General features: G+C 60.5%; 16 protein-coding genes. 14 read left to right on the top strand and 2 right to left on the bottom strand.

What is annotated here, in order from left to right; all coding sequences use genetic code 11:
- Positions 1–167 precede the first annotated feature (167 nt).
- From ABLE86_RS20215 to ABLE86_RS20205, 3 genes are all read left to right on the top strand, one after another.
- Entirely contained in the window at positions 168–1,355 is a 1,188-nt protein-coding gene (locus ABLE86_RS20215; protein ID WP_348780790.1) for a multidrug effflux MFS transporter, read from the top strand.
- A gap of 245 nt (positions 1,356–1,600) precedes the next feature.
- Complete coding sequence (locus ABLE86_RS20210) at positions 1,601–2,203, top strand: hypothetical protein (RefSeq protein ID WP_348780789.1); 603 nt, start codon at positions 1,601–1,603, stop codon at positions 2,201–2,203.
- A 356-nt stretch (positions 2,204–2,559) separates the two neighbouring features.
- Complete coding sequence (locus tag ABLE86_RS20205) at positions 2,560–3,576, top strand: TRAP transporter substrate-binding protein (protein ID WP_348780788.1); 1,017 nt, start codon at positions 2,560–2,562, stop codon at positions 3,574–3,576.
- 62 nt (positions 3,577–3,638) lie between these two features.
- On the opposite strand, the gene ABLE86_RS20200 is transcribed toward ABLE86_RS20205, so the two are convergent.
- On the bottom strand, positions 3,639–4,763 hold the full coding sequence (locus ABLE86_RS20200) for a CoA transferase (protein ID WP_348780787.1): 1,125 nt from the start codon (positions 4,761–4,763) through the stop codon (positions 3,639–3,641).
- A gap of 233 nt (positions 4,764–4,996) precedes the next feature.
- Between ABLE86_RS20200 and ABLE86_RS20195 the strand changes: the two genes are divergently transcribed.
- The 5 genes from ABLE86_RS20195 (at position 4,997) to ABLE86_RS20175 (ending at position 9,855) form a co-directional block, all read left to right on the top strand.
- Positions 4,997–5,692: an SDR family oxidoreductase gene (locus ABLE86_RS20195; RefSeq protein WP_348780786.1), complete on the top strand. Its 696-nt coding sequence runs from the start codon at positions 4,997–4,999 to the stop codon at positions 5,690–5,692.
- A gap of 28 nt (positions 5,693–5,720) precedes the next feature.
- Positions 5,721–6,941, top strand: a complete 1,221-nt coding sequence (locus ABLE86_RS20190; protein WP_348780785.1) for a cytochrome P450 — start codon at positions 5,721–5,723, stop codon at positions 6,939–6,941.
- A gap of 82 nt (positions 6,942–7,023) precedes the next feature.
- Positions 7,024–8,256, top strand: coding sequence for an FAD-dependent oxidoreductase (locus tag ABLE86_RS20185; protein WP_348780784.1), 1,233 nt, complete (start codon positions 7,024–7,026; stop codon positions 8,254–8,256).
- Positions 8,257–8,419: 163 nt separating this feature from the next.
- A complete protein-coding gene (locus tag ABLE86_RS20180; RefSeq protein ID WP_348780783.1) occupies positions 8,420–9,244 on the top strand; it encodes an SDR family NAD(P)-dependent oxidoreductase in 825 nt (274 codons plus the stop codon).
- Positions 9,245–9,405: 161 nt separating this feature from the next.
- The gene (locus ABLE86_RS20175) at positions 9,406–9,855 is read left to right on the top strand and encodes a MarR family transcriptional regulator (RefSeq protein WP_348780782.1); all 450 of its coding nucleotides are present in this window, start codon (positions 9,406–9,408) and stop codon (positions 9,853–9,855) included.
- Positions 9,856–9,893: 38 nt separating this feature from the next.
- On the opposite strand, the gene ABLE86_RS20170 is transcribed toward ABLE86_RS20175, so the two are convergent.
- The gene (locus tag ABLE86_RS20170) at positions 9,894–10,865 is read right to left on the bottom strand and encodes a LysR family transcriptional regulator (RefSeq protein ID WP_348780781.1); all 972 of its coding nucleotides are present in this window, start codon (positions 10,863–10,865) and stop codon (positions 9,894–9,896) included.
- A 528-nt stretch (positions 10,866–11,393) separates the two neighbouring features.
- Between ABLE86_RS20170 and ABLE86_RS20165 the strand changes: the two genes are divergently transcribed.
- The 6 genes from ABLE86_RS20165 (at position 11,394) to greA (ending at position 16,022) form a co-directional block, all read left to right on the top strand.
- Complete coding sequence (locus ABLE86_RS20165) at positions 11,394–11,897, top strand: TRAP transporter small permease (RefSeq protein ID WP_348780780.1); 504 nt, start codon at positions 11,394–11,396, stop codon at positions 11,895–11,897.
- Positions 11,897–13,189, top strand: a complete 1,293-nt coding sequence (locus tag ABLE86_RS20160) for a TRAP transporter large permease (RefSeq protein ID WP_348780779.1) — start codon at positions 11,897–11,899, stop codon at positions 13,187–13,189. The genes ABLE86_RS20165 and ABLE86_RS20160 overlap by 1 nt, the downstream gene beginning before the upstream one ends.
- Before the next feature lie 89 nt (positions 13,190–13,278).
- The gene (locus ABLE86_RS20155) at positions 13,279–14,598 is read left to right on the top strand and encodes an FAD-dependent oxidoreductase (RefSeq protein WP_348780778.1); all 1,320 of its coding nucleotides are present in this window, start codon (positions 13,279–13,281) and stop codon (positions 14,596–14,598) included.
- Between the two features lie 21 nt (positions 14,599–14,619).
- Complete coding sequence (locus ABLE86_RS20150) at positions 14,620–14,931, top strand: 2Fe-2S iron-sulfur cluster-binding protein (RefSeq protein ID WP_348780777.1); 312 nt, start codon at positions 14,620–14,622, stop codon at positions 14,929–14,931.
- An 86-nt stretch (positions 14,932–15,017) separates the two neighbouring features.
- Entirely contained in the window at positions 15,018–15,212 is a 195-nt protein-coding gene (locus ABLE86_RS20145; RefSeq protein WP_348780776.1) for a hypothetical protein, read from the top strand.
- Between the two features lie 327 nt (positions 15,213–15,539).
- Positions 15,540–16,022: a transcription elongation factor GreA gene (gene greA / locus ABLE86_RS20140; RefSeq protein ID WP_348780882.1), complete on the top strand. Its 483-nt coding sequence runs from the start codon at positions 15,540–15,542 to the stop codon at positions 16,020–16,022.
- The last annotated feature ends 159 nt before the right edge of the window (positions 16,023–16,181 follow it).

Genomic DNA, 16,181 nt, shown 5'->3' with positions numbered 1-16,181 from the left:
CACCGCAGAGCTGAACCTGCTCCTCCCCTCAAACCTCATCGACGAGATCGACGAGTTCGACGCGGCTTCCATCCACGAACTTCCTTGCGGGAAGGGAGGTCATCGTCCCGCCGTTAGCGTTGCAACGGAACTACAGAGACATGACCAGCCATACTCGGAAGCCGCAGATGAGCGCCCGGCGCGTTACCTGCCTTTGCGCTATGCTCGCAATGGTCGGCCCGTTATCTTCTTCGCTCTACACACCCGCCCTGCCGGAACTTGCCGTCGAGCTTGAAACGAGCATTGCCGGCGTGCAGATGACGGTGACGGCCTTCTTCCTCGGCCTTGCCAGCTCACAGCTATTCTGCGGCCCCGTCTCGGACGGGATCGGCCGCAAGCCCGTGCTGCTCGGCTTCTTCTTGCTATACGTCATCGCCACGACGTTTTCGCTCTTCGCGCCGCAGATCGAGCTGTTGATATTCGCCCGCTTTCTTCAAGGCGTGGGAGCGGCTGCAGGCATTGCGCTTTCGCGCGCCATCGTCCGCGACCTATACAAGGGCCCGGAACAACTCGCAATCCAGGCGACCGTCGGCCTGGCGCTGTCCACTGGCCCTGCGGTTGCTCCCTTTATCGGGGGTGTGGTGATCGAATATTGGCACTGGCACGCGCTCTTCCATCTTATGCTTGCGCTTGGGCTGGTGACGCTCGCTTGCATCTGGGGGCTGCTTGCAGAAACCGCTCCCGCTGACCGGCCACCCACGAGCCTGAATGGGCTGTTGCAAAGCTACGCCATCCTCATGAGCTCAAAGGGCTTCGTGCTGCCTGCTATCATTCTCGGCGGCGTGAACGGAGTGGTCTACGCCCAAAGCGCGCTGCTCTCGCTCGCAGTGATCGGACAGTTGCACTACAGTCCCCGCGTCTTCGGCCTAAGCATGGTTCTGCAAACAAGCTTTTTCTTCATCGGCTCGGCCATTGTTCGCAGCATTGCCAAAACTGTCCCGGCCGAACGGATTCTCGCCTGCGGAATGGCGCTCGTGCTGCTCGCAAACCTCATCTATTTCATCGCCTATTTCCTGACCGGACCGAGCTTCATTGCTGTGATGTCACCCATAGCGATCAACGGGCTCGCAATCGGAACTACCACACCGAGCCTGCTTTCCATCGCAATGGCCCCCTATCCAGAACGTGCAGGCGCGGGCGCGGCAGTCATGGGTTTCATGCAGATCGGCTGCGGGGTTCTGGGAGGCTTTGCCGCCATGCTCTTCTCCGACCCGTGGCAGGCATTGGTCGTGGTGAGTTGCGCCATGGGCGCCAGCGCCGTGGGCAGTTGGCTCATGTGGACAAGGATACCGCCCGTCGATAGCAAAAGACTATGACCAACGCCGCCTTTAATATTGGACACTGCTGCTAATTCGCATCCAAAATCCGAAACGAATACGGAAGTTTATTGCAGTACACTGGGACGCTGCAGGCCTGCGCCTCGCCAAGGGTTTCCGGAGAAGCCACATCGAGCGGTTCATCCGAAAAAGCACGGGAGTGCCGCATTCTCCCCGATCAAATTGGCCATCGCGGATGAGTACGCGAGGTCTTCACGCGGCCGGTGAAGTTCTAAGGACCTCCCATGACCCAGGCACTCATCTTCGCAGGTTTCGACCTCCCGCCGGACAGAGAAGCCGACATCATCGCCTGGCACAGCGAAGAACACCTGCCCGAACGCTTGGCCCTGCCGGGATTCCGGCGGGGACGGCGTTACCGTTCGAGCACGGCGGCGCCGAAGTATCTCGTGCTTTACGAACTGGAGGCGCTCTGCGTCATGGAAAGCCCAGCCTATCTCGAAAGGCTGAACAATCCCACACCATGGACGAGCCGTTCCGTATCGCAGTTCCAGAACAATTTCCGCTCCTGCTTCGAAATTCTCTCGCGACGAGGCCGGTCGCGTGGCGGGTTTGTCACCTTCCTTGCGCTCCCCGAAGGAGCGGAGCGCGTCGCACTCGAGGCGGGGGCGGGGCGCGTGACGTTCGCGCGCTGCGACATCGGTCGCTCGAGCATTCACACCACCGAGGCCGAAGCCATCCGCAACCGGGTGATGACTGGCGATATCGTGCTGATAGAGGCGGACAGTCGCGAAGAACTTGGACGGCTTTCGCGTCCCTATCTCGTATCTGCGGAGGACGAGCCTCCGGTCTATGAACTCGATCACCTGCTCGAGGCTATCGAGGCCTGAGGCCGTCGATGGAAGCTTCCAGCGGCGCAGCCGCCCCCCTCACACGCATTGCGGGTCTCTCGCGTGAAGTAGGCTCAGCCTTCCAGCAGGGGCACCCAGACCGTCGAACGGCCGAAGGCGCCAGAGGAGGTGGGGCGATGAGTCTCCTGTCCGGCCTCGCAGGAGGCAGGCTTCGTCACGGGCGCGGTCTTTGACATCAACGCCGGCCAGAAATGGTCTGAGCGCTTCAGGCAGACACCCCGCAGGCCCCTCGTGCGCGGCCTTCCATATAAAATCTGATATTAGACGATATGCAGGTTCTTCCGCAATCTTCGTCTCATAGGAGAAATGCCGAGCCAGGCATTGGAGAGGAAAGAATGTCATTCAAGTTTTGCACCATCGTCGCCGCGAACCTGCTGGCTGCTGCAGCGTTCGCCTTGCCCGCCCGCGCTGAGACCGTCTTGAGCTACTCGATGTGGCACCCCAAGGGCTACGTCGTGAACGAAGTCGTCCTGCCCTTCCTCGAAGAGATCTCGCAGGTGACCGAGGGCCGTGTCCGCGTGGAGAACCGGGCCGCCGCGGTGGGTACCCCGCGCGACCAGTATGAAGTCGTGGCCGAGGGTCTCGTCGACATGTCGCTGATCGTGCCGGGCTACACCCCGGGCCGTTTCCCGCTGATGGAGATCAGCGAACTGCCAATGCTGTCGGATGATGCCTCCAAGCTCGCCCCGGCCATCCACCGAGTCTACGAACGCCACATGGCCGAAAAGCGGGGCTATGGTGACGTCCATGTCATCGCGGCGTTCGCAGTGGCTCCGGCGCAGTTGATGACCCGCAACCGCGAGATCAACTCGCTTGAGGACCTGAAGGGTCAGAAATACTACATGTCGAACCGCCCGGTCACGGCCGCCATGACCGCGCTCGGCGCAGCTCCTGTGACCGCTTCGATTGCCGATACCTATTCCATGGCTTCGAACGGGGTGATCGATGGTATGGTGATGCCCTACGAGCCTTCAGTGACCTGGAAGCTCGACGAGTTCTTCACCAATGCCTCGACCATCCCGGGCGCGCTCGGTCAGGCTGGCATGGCGCTCGTCGTCAACCATGACAAATGGAACCAGATTTCTGAAGAGGACCGGGCGGCCATCATGAAGATCGGCGGCGAGGCCCTGGCCCTACGCGTGGGCGAAGCGGTCCAGAATGGCGAGATCAGAAGCCGCGACGCAATGCTCGCCAAGGGGGTAACCATCAAGGAAATGGGCCCCGAGGCGTTGGCCAAGCTCACTGAAGAAATCCAGACTGCCGTGTATCCGGAATGGGTGGCCAAGGCTCAGAAAGCCGGCCTCGACAATGCTGCCGCGGTTCTCGGCGAGCTTCAGTCCGAACTCAGGTAATCGAAGTCCCTAAGAAGCAAGGCCCCGGAAACTCCGGGGCCTTTCGCAATTTAAAGACTTCCTCAAAAGGCGTTGTCATCCTCTCCGATCCTTCGTGCGGGGAAGCGCAAGGCCTCGGGACAGCCATGAAATGTAATTGGCAGTGCCATTTCCCGATAACGCCCCTCGGTCGGATGCTCCCTCTCGCGAAAGAAGCCGCTAGCCTGAAGCTGCGGGTCTTCGAGCAGGTCCTCGAGCGAAGCGACCGGCGCGGCCGGAATATCATGACAACCCAATAGGTCGAGCCATTCGGCGGTGGTGCGGCCAGTGAGAAGCTGCGCCAGCTTGGCCTGCATGAGCGCAAGCCCCACAAAGCGGCTGCGCGCGTCAACCAATCCGTTCTGGGCAAGAAAGTCGGACGCTCCGGCGACCTCGAAGAAGCGTACCCAGCGGTCGTCGGTGTATGGCGCGACAGCGATATGGCCATCTTTCGTCGGCAGCGGCTGCCGGTCGGGATCAAGCTGGCGCGGGTAGCCCATGCCCTCCGGCCCGTCGACCAAAGCACCGCCATAAAGGTGGTCCTGCAACAGGAAATGGGTAAAGCTCTCGAACATCGGCACTTCGACGGCGCAGCCCTTGCCCGTGGCGGCACGGCGCGCCAAAGCGGCCAGTACCGCATTGGCGGCATAGAGGCCTGCAACCTTGTCGGCCGTCGCCATGGGAAGGTAACGAGGGGCGGCGTAGCCGTCGACCCGCGGCAGCAGCGAAGCAGCGCCCGAAGCCGCCTGTATCACGTCGTCATAGGCGGGCTGGCCGGCTCGCGGACCGCGCAGGTCATAACCGGAGCAGCAGACGTGAATCAGGTCGTCGCGCTCTTGCGAAAGGGTCTCATAGTCAAGCCCCGCGCGCTTGGCCGCTTCTGGACGCAAATTGTGGATGAATACCGCGCTCTCGCCGATGCGGCGGCGCAAGCGCTGATGCCCATCCTGGCTGCGAATGTCCCATGCCACGCAGTGCTTTCCGGCATTCATCGTAAGATGGGCGGGCCCCATCCCCCTTGTGGTGCGTGGCTTGCCGACCCGGCGCAGCTCGTCTCCGCGCGAAGGCTCGAGCTTGACCACCTCTGCCCCCATAGATGCCAGTATCGAGGTGCAGTATGGCCCGAAGATCACGCTGGTCATGTCGGTGACTTTCACGCCGTCGAGCACAGCCCTCTGTCCTGCCTGCGCGTTCCTCACCCTGCTCTCACTTACGTTGCTGCCTCTCGTCGGCACGTAACATAGACCTGAACTTGATAGGTTCGTGGTCTAGGCAGATTGAAAATTAGTATTGGAATCATATCAACTGGGCTTTGTAACCTCTTGAGGAAATTTCCCTTCAAAGTCTCCGTTCAGGGTCGACCTGAGAGCCACCTTGAAGGCGCTAAAGGAGGATTACCATCATGACCCAGCAGATCGCCGTCGTCACCGGCGCAAACGGCCGTGTCGGCCAAGAGACCACCAAACGCCTGACCGCAATGGGTTACCGCGTCGTCGGCCTCGACGTCGCCGCCGAAGGCGTGAGCGGTGGCGATTACCGTCAGTGCGACATCACCGATCTGAATCAGATCACCAGCGCTGTTGCCGATATCTCCGAGAACATCGGCCTCATCCGCGTGCTGATCAACAATGCCGGTGTGTGGCATGGCAAGACTTTCTACGACATCACGCCCGCCGACTATGACCTCACTTACGGCGTGAACATCCGTGGTGCCTTCTTCCTGACCCAGGAAGTTACAAAGCGACTGATCGCGGCCGGCGCCGGCGGCGCGGTGGTCTCGGTCGCCTCGGTCGTGGGCGTCGTCGGCAGCGGAGTGACCGATTACGGCGGGTCGAAAGCGGCCGTGATCAACCTCACCAAGAGCCTGTGCAAGGTGCTCGGCCCGCAAGGCATCCGCATCAATGCCGTCTCACCCGGCGCGATCAACACGGCCATGGGTGCGAAGGTTCCCGCCCAGGTTCGCGAAAAGCTGATCGAGAACACCGGCCTGCGCCGTGCGGCCGAGCCGGAAGAGATCGCCGCAGCCATCGCCTATCTGGTCGGTCCTGACGCCGCCTACGTCAACGGCGCGATCCTGGACGTGAACGGCGGCATGTAAATCGTCGCCCATTGCGAGGAGCAGCAAGATGAGCAGCAACGAAAATGGCGCACCGCGCTTCCCCATTCCCCGTCAGTGCCCCTTTCACTTGCCGCGTGAATATGACGAGATGCGCGGCACACCCCAGGCTGGCGATGTGACAATGTGGAACGGTCAGAACGTCAAGGTCTTTACCCGTTACGAGGACGTGAAGAACGTTCTGGCCGACAACCGCTTCTCGGGCAATCCCGCGGTTCACGGCTTTCCAAGTCTCTCGCCCGCGCGCGACGCTGTGCTCCAGGCCGAGCCCGCCTTCATTCGCATGGACCCGCCCGAGCACGGGCGTCAGCGCCGAATGTTGACGCGCGAATTCATGATCAAGCGCATCGCGGCATTGCGCCCCCACATCGAAAAGACCTTCGTCGGCCTGCTCGAGGGGTTAAAGGCGCGCGGCAACACCGCCGAGCTGAATGAGGACCTCTTCCTGCCCTTCACCTCGACTGTGATTGCAGACCTGCTCGACGTTCCCCACGAAGATCACGCATTCTTCCAGGAGAAGAGCCATGACCGTGTGCTGCTCGATGTGGACCCGTCGATTCCGAAAGCCGCCTCGGCGGCGATCCTCGGCTATCTTGAGAAGCTTGTCGAAGCACGCATGGACAATGCCGATGGGCGTGACGACATCATCTCGCATCTGATCGTTGATCAAGTACGCGAGGGGCATCTGACGCAGCGCGAGCTGGTCGTCATGGCGGACCTGCTGCTCATGGCAGGCCACGAGACGACGGCGAACCAGATGGCCCTCGGCCTCCATAGCCTGCTCACCCATCCCGATCAGCTCGAGATGATGCGCAACGATCCCGAGCTGATCAAATCGGCCATCGAGGAGATGCTGCGCTTCCACACCATCGTCCATTACAACGCCTTCCGTACCGCGGTGGAAGACATCGAATACAATGGCGAGCTGATCCCGAAGGGACAGGGTGTGATCGCGCTGATCGCGGCGGCAAACCACGACCCCAATGTTTTTGAATGTCCCGAGAAATTCGACATAACCCGCAAAGCCGATCACCACGTCGCATTCAGCTACGGCATCCACCAGTGCCTTGGCCAGCCGCTGGCGCGGGCGGAACTTCTGACGGTCTTCTCGACCATCTTCGACCATCTGCCGAACCTGCGCCTCGCCATTCCAGCGCAGGAGATCCAGACCAAAGGCGACCATTTCGTGCTCGGTCTGCAGAAGCTGCCCGTCGTCTGGGACAATGAGTAAATCAAGGTAATTGGCTCCGTCGCGTGGCATCGCGCCGGAGCCCGGTCGGATCCGCCTCGACAATCTCTCAAAGGATGCCCGAATGCTTCAGCCAAATTCTGTCGTGATCATTGGCGCGGGTCAGGCTGGGCAGCAACTTGCCACAAGCCTGCGCCGGCGTGGCCATTCCGGAGAGATCACACTGATCGACGCGAGCAATGTCGCGCCGTACCAGCGCCCGCCGCTTTCCAAGGGCCATCTTTCGGGCGAACTGACCGACGATGACCTGATGCTCGAAGAGCCGGGCTTCTATGAAAAAAACCGCATTAGCCTGCGCCTCGGTGTCGGCGTACGCGCCATCGATCGCCGCGCCTGCGAAGTCGAACTAGAGGACGGAAGCCGTGTTGGCTACGGCCATCTCGTTCTCGCGACTGGCGCGCGCAACCGCCGCCTGGCGCCGATCACCACGGCAAGCCGCCGCGTGTTGCAACTGCGCGACTTGCGCGAGAGCCACGCGCTGCGTCAAGCCGCGAACCGCGCCGAGGAGGTCGTCGTCATTGGTGGCGGTTTCATTGGCCTCGAGGTCGCCGGCACCCTTTCCAGGACCGGCGTGCGCATCCACGTGATAGAGGTGTTGGGGCGGCTTCTCGACCGCGCGGTCTCGCCCCTTCTCGCCCGCGCCATCCGTCAGCACCATGAGGCCAAGGGCATCACCTTCCATTTCAACCGCACCGTCGCGCTTATAGAGGAGGAGAACGACAGCGAGTTCACCGTCACGCTCGACGATGGCTCAGTTCTCCAGGCTGATTGCGTTCTCGCTGCCATAGGGGTGACACCGGAGACCGGCCTGGCCGAGGCTTGCGGCCTTGAGACCGCCAACGGCATCGTTGTGAATGGCGCGCTCGTTACCTCGGATCCGAATATTTCGGCGATCGGCGATTGCTGCGTCTTCCCCGCGAATGGACGCGCGATCCGATTGGAATCCGTCCAGAACGCCGTCTCCCAGGCAAATCACGTAGCGGCTCGGCTCATGGGCGAGCATGGCGGCGAATTCAGAGACATCCCGACCTTCTGGAGCGAACAGGGCGGCCTTCTCATCCAGATTGCGGGCCTCAGCGAAAGGTCGGATTTCTCCGTGGCGCGAGGGAACCCTGACGACCGCAGCTTCTCGATCTTTCGCTTCCGTGACGAACACCTCGTCGCAGTGGAATCGCTCAACCGCGGCGGCGACCACATGCTGGGGCGGAGCCTTCTGGCCGAGGGCGTCTCGCCCACCCCGGAAGAGGTGCAGGACCTCTCCTTCGACCTGCGGAATCTACTGGTTCAGACTGCCTGAGTAATTTCCTCCTGAGCTTTCTGTTCAGAAGTTCTTCTTCTTTTTCATTTAATTCAGCGGCGGTACTGCTCCATCTGTTATTTATATTGGAGGAGAGCAGCCAAACGGTTCTAAAGTCGCATCTGCCCGCCATATGGCGGCGCAGGCAGTGGAGGATTGCAGGATGCTTACCGGAAAAACCGTCATCGTCACCGGAGGTGCCCAGGGCATGGGGCGCGCCATCGCGCTTGAGGCAGGCCGACAAGGCGCGGGCTTCGTCGCGGTGATCGACATCAACGAGACCGGAGGTGAGGCGACAGTTCGCGACCTGAACGCCGCCGGGGTCAAATCGATCTTCCTGCGCACCGACTTGTCGAAAGCTGAGGATATCCATGACATGATCGAGGCCACCGCCAGTGCAGCAGGCGGCGTCGACACGCTCATTAACAACGCTGGCATCACCGACGACGCCGTGATGAAAAGCCATGTCACCTTCGAGAACCTGCCGGAAGAAGCCTGGGACCGCGTTATGGACGTGAACCTCAAGGCGATCTGGCGCGCCGCAAAATTTGCTGCGCCCTGGCTGAAGATGTCGCAGAATGGTCCCTCAATCGTCAACGCCGCTTCGGTGGCCTCTTACTGCGCCTACCCTTGGCTGCCGGCCTACACCGCCAGCAAGGCTGCGGTGGCGATGCTGACCCAGCAAATGGCGCTCGACCTTGGCCAGTACGGCATTCGTTGCAATGGCTATGCTCCGGGCGCGATCGAGACGCCCATGCTCATGCACAGCATCGATAGCGCAAAGGACCGCGAGGCCGCCATCGCAACCACTTCAGGGCCGCATATCATCAAGCGGCTCGGCAAGCCAGAAGAGGTGGCCAAGCTGGCCTGCTTCCTGGCCTCCGATGCTGCCGCTTTCATCACGGGCACCGTGGTTCGCATTGATGGTGGTACGCTTTCCTGGCGCGGCATATCGAGCGCCTCGCCGGCAGTAGGTTCGGCTCGGTGAAAGCCGTTTTCCGACGCCCTATCGTCGGTGGGGCTGATTACGCGCTGGCGGGAGATGTTTCCTTGGCTGATACTTCTTCCCTGCGGCCAAAAAAAGAGGCAAGGATCAGAAGTTCCAGCTCTTTTCGGGGGCTGGTAATGCCTTCGATCTGTGGAAAGGACATGTCCGCCATCACTCCGAATCTCGAATTCATCTTCACCATTACGGACATAGTCCGGTACAAGCGGACGCTATTTGCGGAGGACGTGGCCAAGGTCGCGCCCGAACTGACGCCGGGGGCTGCGCGTATTCTGGTTTATGCCGCCCATTACGGACCCGTAACGCAAGTGACTCTCGCCCGCCGCGCGAGTCTCGATCCCATGACCATTTCGGGATTCTTGGCCTCACTCGAAAAGGGCGGATATATTTGTCGCCAACCCGACCAGAACGACCGCCGCAGCAAGACTGTCCATATGACAGATAAAGGCTCGGACTATGTCGCCCGGATCGTGGCCTGTATGCAGAAGACCGAGACCGACAGCCGCAATACCGTCACCCCCGAGGAATGGCAGTCGACGCTCGCCGTGCTCGAGAAGATCCGCCTGCAGATGGCGGAGACGAGTTCCGAATAGAAAACGTGCCCCGCTCGTTCCGTCCATCGCTTTTTGCCTCAGGCGACAGCGACAGCCCTTTGCGGCACAGTCTTGGCACCTGCAGTTTGCGGCAGACGCATGAAGAGATCGGCATGTTCCGCCAGCAGGCTCTTGGCGTTCTGGCGCGCGGCGTCGAGAAAGGTGGCCATCGAAGAGGATACCTGCTTGCTGCGCCAGGCGAGCGAGAAGGTGATGTGGGCGGCGACGCTGTCAATCTGGATGAAGCGCACACCGCGCGGCTGGAGAAGCTGCAGCGTGGAAGGCACGATCGCCACACCCATACCAGCCGCCACCATGCAGATGGAGGTGTGCATGTCGGCCACCTCGTTCACCACGCGGGGCTGGAGGTCTTCCTGCTCGAAAATATTGAGGATGCGGTCGCCGTAGCCACGCGTCGGGCCGCGGGTCACCGCGACAAGCGGCATTTCAGCAAGCGACTGGACGTCGATGATTTCGTCTGAGGCAAAAATCATGTTGTGTGGAACGGCCAGCACCAGACGCTCGCGGAATAAATGCTCTGTGGTGATCTCGCTGTCATAGACATGCCCCCGCACCATGCCGATCTCGATGCGCCCCTCTTTGATGGCATGGACCTGCTGATTGATCGTCATCTCCTGGATGGATACTTCGGTGCGCGGCTCGATCGAGCGGAAGACGCGTAGCGTATCGGGCAGGAAAGCATAGATCGAAGAGTAGATCGCGCCCACGGTCAACTTGGCGTTGGCGCCGCGCTCGGCTGCACGGACTGCGCCGATGGCGGCCGAAGCCGCATTAAGAACACGGTGGGCGTGCACGACCAGGATACGACCCGCCTCGGTAAGTTCTACCTTGCGCTTTTCACGAATGAAAAGCGGGGTACCCAACTCGGCCTCAAGCGCCATGATCTGCTGACTGAGAGGGGGCTGCGCGATGTTCACCTTGGCGGCGGCGCGGGTGAAGTTAAGCTCCTCTGCCACTGCCAAAAAATAGCGCAGCTGTTTCATGTTCATTGTTTCCTCCCTCCCAGGAAAGTCATTCGCAGGACCTCTCCCTCGTTTCCGCCTCCACGAGTTCGCATAGGTCATAAAGTAAGGCTACCGTAGTTTTGTGGCTTTGCAATACGCGCTTGGCGCCGCCGCTCCGGCGGCAGAATGCCCGCGACGCCACCTTCCCGCGAGATGGTAAGGTGATCATATTATTTGTTTTCAATGACTTCCGCGCTCTTTTCATAAGAAACGGCTCTTATCGGAGGGGCGTCAAACGAGGGCTTTCGATATGAAAAAAGTATCGCCACCGATGAGATCCATGCCGAGAGGGCACCACGGGCCAGAGTTGCCGCCGCTTTTCGCGAGAAAACTCCGGGGCTGCGCAGCATGATGGCGATTCGCCTTCAAGCGAGACGCAAAGCCTAGCCAGTCAGAGCCATTTCATATTTTACCTCGCGCGCCGCGTTTTCTAGCGTCCGCCGGTTAGAGGGGGGCATGCGGCGAAAGCGACGGAGGCATTCCCCTCGCATCGGCCCACACAGGGAGGAGATTATGCAAAAGATAAGGGACGGCTTTTTCTGGCTCAACGATGCGCTGGCGAGCGTCATGCTGGTGGTTTTGACCGCATTGACCTTCATCGACGTCGTTGGCCGCAACCTCTTCGAAAAGCCGCTGATGGGGTCCAACGAGCTGACGGAATATTCGCTCGTCTTCGTGACCTTTCTCGCCTATTCGGTCATCGCCTGGAAACGGCAGCACATCGTCGTAGACATCCTGGACAACTTCTCGCCGGCCTGGCTGCTTCATGCTCAGAAAATCTTGGGTGACGTTCTGGGCGCAGGGCTTTTCGGCATGCTGGCGCAGCGCCTTTGGGCGCAGGGCACGCGTCTGGCCAGCTATGGCGACGTGACCCCGCAGCTCTCGGTTCCGGTTTTCTACGCCTATTACTTCATGGCAGTGATGTCCGCTATCACCGCCGTGGTCTTCATCCTTTCGGCACTTGCACGTCGTCGTGATGAATCCGACGCCAAGGCCGTGCAAGACGAGGTGGTCTGATGCTCGCAGCAGGTATCGGCTTTTTTTGCGCCTTCCTTCTGATTTTTTCGCGCGTTCCCGTGGCTGTCGCGCTCGCGGTGGTGGGCTTTGCAGGCTACTGGGCACTCCTTGGCTTGCCACAGGCTACCACCATGGCTGCGCTCACCGTCAGCGGCAATACACTCTCCTATAGCCTGTCCGTCATTCCGCTCTTCGTGCTGATGGGCAATCTCATCTGCGGCGCGGGTGTCTCGGCAGACCTCTATAAAGCCGCCGAAGCCTTCGTTGGCCGTTATCGCGGCGGCCTTGCCATGGCTACGGTCGGCGCATCGGGCGGTTTCGCCGCCGTTTCGGGTTCAAGCGTTGCAACCGCCATCACCATCGGCAAGATCGCCATCCCCTCGATGCGCTCGTATGGCTATTCAGACGGCCTCAACACCGCCACCGTGGCGGCCGGCGCAACCCTCGGCATTCTCATCCCGCCAAGCATCATCATGGTGATTTACGGCGTCCAAACCGAAACCAACATCGGCATGCTGTTTGCCGCTGGAATCATTCCGGGTCTCTTCGGCATCCTCGGCTATGCCCTTGCGATAGCCTGGGTCTCCTGGCGCAACCCCTCTGCTGCCCCCAAGGGGCGCACCTCGACCGGCGCCGAAAAAATGGCGGCACTCAAACGCACCTGGATGGTTGGAGCGTTGTTCATCCTTGTGCTCGGCGGCATCTACGGCGGGCTCTTCACGGCCACCGAAGCAGGCGGCATCGGCGCGGTCGGCGGCTTCATCATTGCCCTTATGCGCCGTGTGTCGCTTTCGCAGTTCCTTGAAATCCTGCGCGACAGCGCCCACACCACGGCGATACTCTTCGCCCTTGTGATCGGCGCCAGCATCTTCGGCGAATTCATCAACCTGACCGGCGCCGACAAGGCCGTGCTCGCCTTTATCACCGAGAGCGGCTTCTCGGCCACCGGCACTCTGCTCGCCATCCTGCTGATCTATCTCCTGCTCGGCTGCGTTCTCGAAAGCCTTGCAATGATCCTGCTGACACTGCCGATGTTTTTCCCGATCATTATCGGCCTTGGCTACGACCCGGTCTGGTTCGGCATCATCGTGGTGATGATGGTAGAGCTTGCCCTCATCACTCCCCCGCTTGGCATGAACCTCTTTGTGGTCCGCGCCATCGCCCCCGAAGTCCCGCTGGCCAAAATCATCCGCGGCATTGCCCCGTTCGTCGTCGCAGACATCCTGCGTGTCGGTCTGATGGTGCTCTTCCCGATCATCATCACCTGGCTGCCAGACCTGCTGTTCAAATGATCTGACGCCCGTTCGGGTTTCCTGGCCGGCCCTCTTGCGGGGCCGGCCTCGTCATATTCAGGACCCCTACCTTTCATTCAGCAAAGGTATTGGATCACAAGGAAAATCTCGCGTCTTATGACGGCATCAGTAAGGTGGCCGATCTTGTTAGACGGCTTCGGCAGCGGACTGAATTGCGCGCCTGGGAGGGTCTCGTCTTGTCAGAAACCTGTATCATCGTTGGCGCGAGCCATGCCGGGGCGCAGCTCGCCGCAAGCCTTCGGCAGGAGGGGTGGACCGGCCGCATCCTCATGCTCGGGGATGAGCCTCACTTGCCCTACAACCGCCCGCCCCTGTCGAAGGGCTACATGTCAGGCGAGAAGACTTTTCAGGACATCCTCATCCGCCACGAAGACGCCTACAACCGGCACAATATCGAACTCCGTCTCGGCGTCACGGTTGCCGCCATCGACCGCGCTGCAAAGAAGGTCGTGCTCGCTGATGGCGAACGGCTCGCCTATGACAAGCTCGCGCTGTGCACGGGGGCACGCGTGCGCAGGCTTCCAAACGCCGATCAGGAAAACGTCCTTTATCTGCGCACCCTCAACGATCTCGAGCGCATACGCGCCCATGCTGGCGAAGGCCGTCGCGCAGTGGTGATCGGCGGCGGCTATATCGGCCTCGAAACCGCCGCCGCCCTGAGGAAATTCGGCACCAAGGTCACCGTGGTCGAGGCCGCGCCGCGCGTGTTGGCCCGCGTTACCGCACCTGAAATGTCGACCTTTTATCAGCGGGTCCATGCCGAAGAAGGCGTAACCATCATCACCGGTGCGCGCATCGCGGGCCTGCGCGGAACGCCTCGCGCTGAGGCAGTCAACTTCGAGGACGGCGCGGAGATCGAAGCGGATTTCTTCGTCGTCGGCATCGGCGTTCTGCCCAATACCGAACTTGCCGAAGCCGCTGGCCTGCGGGTGGATGGTGGTATTGTTACCGACGAATATGCCCGTACAGACGATCCCGACATCGTGGCCGCAGGGGACTGCACGGTCCATCCGGTAAAGGATTACGGCACCTGCCGTCTCGAATCCGTAAGCAACGCCGTCGAACAGGCCAAGGCCGCCGCCGCGACGATCTGTGACAACGAAAAGCCCGACCGATCGCTCCCCTGGTTCTGGTCCGATCAGTTCGATCTCAAGCTGCAAATGGCTGGGTTAAGCACAGATTATGACAGGATGGTGCTGCGCGGCAATCCTGCCGAAGGACGCAGCTTCGCCGCCTTCTACCTCAAGCAGGGCGCATTGATCGCAGCCGACTGCGTCAACCGGCCGTCCGAATTTGTGCTTTCCAAGAAACTGATCATGCAGCGCCGCGTGATCGACCCGGCGATGCTCGCCGACGAAAGCAGGCCCTTCAAAGAAGTCGCGGCCTAACCAGCATTAGGAAAATTCGAAATGACGAAGATCATCTTCATTGGACAGGACGGCAGCGAGACCCACGTCGAAGCCCATCTGGGCGACACCGTCATGCAGACAGCCGTCGACAACCTGATCTCCGGCATTTCCGCCGAATGTGGCGGCGGTTGCAGCTGCGCCACCTGCCACGTCGTCGTCGATGAAACCTGGATCGCCGAAGTCGGCCCAGCCGAGGACGTCGAGAAGGACCTCCTGGAGAGCCTCGACAATTTCTCGCCCAACAGCCGCCTCTGCTGCCAGATTGAGGTGACGCGCAGCCTCGACGGCTTGAGGGTCTCCATTCCTGCATGACCCTATGGCAGGGACAACCCGCTGCCGCGGATAGTCTTACCAAGGAGGAAGCGATCGCTAGCAGCCGAACCAGGGAAGTGTTGCACATGTTTGTTCAGCTTCTCAAAGCCCTTCGCGATGAAGCTGCGCTGTCCGCGGTCATGTTGTACGGAGACACTCTTCTTGCTGTTGATATGGCTGAACTACGCAGCGCCCAAGCGAGCTCTGTTACAAATGCTGAACTTGGCCATGAAGAGGATCGTGACGGGTTGGCGCGCGACAATGCAGCAAGATCAGCGTGATGGTTGGCAGGGACGTTGAGTTCCGCGGTGGCGTGCCAATTGGCGCGATCAGGCGTCACCGCGAAAGAGGGGCCGGCCAAGAAAACACGCCCATCACTCGCTAGCCTGCGCCACTACCATCTTGGAGGAAGCGACAGGCGCTTTCGATCAGGCACCGTGTCAAGGACGAGCGAGCAGCGAGCTTGCTGACAATGGGTCGCAAAATTCAGCGACACGTTAAGGCCCGCTTGGGTCGCTGCCGTCGCCGTGTCGCAGACGCTGCGTTGTGACTTATTGTCGATGGCAGGCCATGCCAATACTGGAGAACAGGACGAGAGGCATGATCAAGTGAGCGTAGCATTTGTCAGAGAGGAAAGCGCTGAGGCAGCATCGGAAACCATCCTGCCGGCGCGCCCGATCTCCGATCGAGTCAACCTCGTTACGGAGGCGGGCCTTAGGATGTTGCAGGTCGAATTGGCACGCGCTCAGCAGGCTCTCGATGCTGCCAACTTGCAGGAAGACATCAACGAGAGGCGACGGCAGTCGGCGGTCCCGTTTCGAGATGTTAGCTATTATGCCGAGCGGATCCGAACGGCCCAGTTATGCCCGGTGCCCACTTCTAACGACGTGGTCGAATTCCGCCATACCGTCACCTTTGAACGTGATGATGGACGAACCCAGACTTTCCAAATTGTCGGTGAAGACGAAGCGAATCCGTCGCAAGGATCCATATCGCATGGTTCACCAGTGGCCATCGCCCTGATCGGCAAGACCGTTGGCGACGTTGTCCAACAGGGACCGCGCGAACTCAAGATCTTGTCAATTTCTTGATTGGCAATCGAGGTCTCTCCCACAAAATGACGGCAGTGGGGCCGTGTATGGACGGCTCTCCGTTGGCAAGGGGTTCTTTTGAGCATTCTGCGTTGCTGGTTGGTGCGGCCATGTATCCGACCTGTAGTGCGGCCTTTCATGCGCCGCTGGCCATAATGC

The sequence above is a fragment of the Mesorhizobium sp. KR2-14 genome (genome assembly GCF_040049255.1).
Taxonomy (GTDB): Bacteria; Pseudomonadota; Alphaproteobacteria; order Rhizobiales; family Rhizobiaceae; genus Pseudaminobacter.
Note: the sequence above shows the minus strand (reverse complement) of the source record. Positions and strands in the feature narration are given on the sequence as shown.

Coding starts and splice junctions, on each gene's coding strand:
- ABLE86_RS20195 (WP_348780786.1), top strand. CDS start 4,997: ATGACCCAGCAGATCGCCGTCGTCACCGGCGCAAACGGCCGTGTCGGC.
- ABLE86_RS20205 (WP_348780788.1), top strand. CDS start 2,560: ATGTCATTCAAGTTTTGCACCATCGTCGCCGCGAACCTGCTGGCTGCT.
- ABLE86_RS20145 (WP_348780776.1), top strand. CDS start 15,018: ATGTTTGTTCAGCTTCTCAAAGCCCTTCGCGATGAAGCTGCGCTGTCC.
- ABLE86_RS20190 (WP_348780785.1), top strand. CDS start 5,721: ATGAGCAGCAACGAAAATGGCGCACCGCGCTTCCCCATTCCCCGTCAG.
- ABLE86_RS20150 (WP_348780777.1), top strand. CDS start 14,620: ATGACGAAGATCATCTTCATTGGACAGGACGGCAGCGAGACCCACGTC.
- ABLE86_RS20170 (WP_348780781.1), bottom strand. CDS start 10,865: ATGAACATGAAACAGCTGCGCTATTTTTTGGCAGTGGCAGAGGAGCTT.
- ABLE86_RS20215 (WP_348780790.1), top strand. CDS start 168: ATGAGCGCCCGGCGCGTTACCTGCCTTTGCGCTATGCTCGCAATGGTC.
- ABLE86_RS20185 (WP_348780784.1), top strand. CDS start 7,024: ATGCTTCAGCCAAATTCTGTCGTGATCATTGGCGCGGGTCAGGCTGGG.
- ABLE86_RS20160 (WP_348780779.1), top strand. CDS start 11,897: ATGCTCGCAGCAGGTATCGGCTTTTTTTGCGCCTTCCTTCTGATTTTT.
- ABLE86_RS20210 (WP_348780789.1), top strand. CDS start 1,601: ATGACCCAGGCACTCATCTTCGCAGGTTTCGACCTCCCGCCGGACAGA.
- ABLE86_RS20165 (WP_348780780.1), top strand. CDS start 11,394: ATGCAAAAGATAAGGGACGGCTTTTTCTGGCTCAACGATGCGCTGGCG.
- ABLE86_RS20180 (WP_348780783.1), top strand. CDS start 8,420: ATGCTTACCGGAAAAACCGTCATCGTCACCGGAGGTGCCCAGGGCATG.
- ABLE86_RS20175 (WP_348780782.1), top strand. CDS start 9,406: ATGTCCGCCATCACTCCGAATCTCGAATTCATCTTCACCATTACGGAC.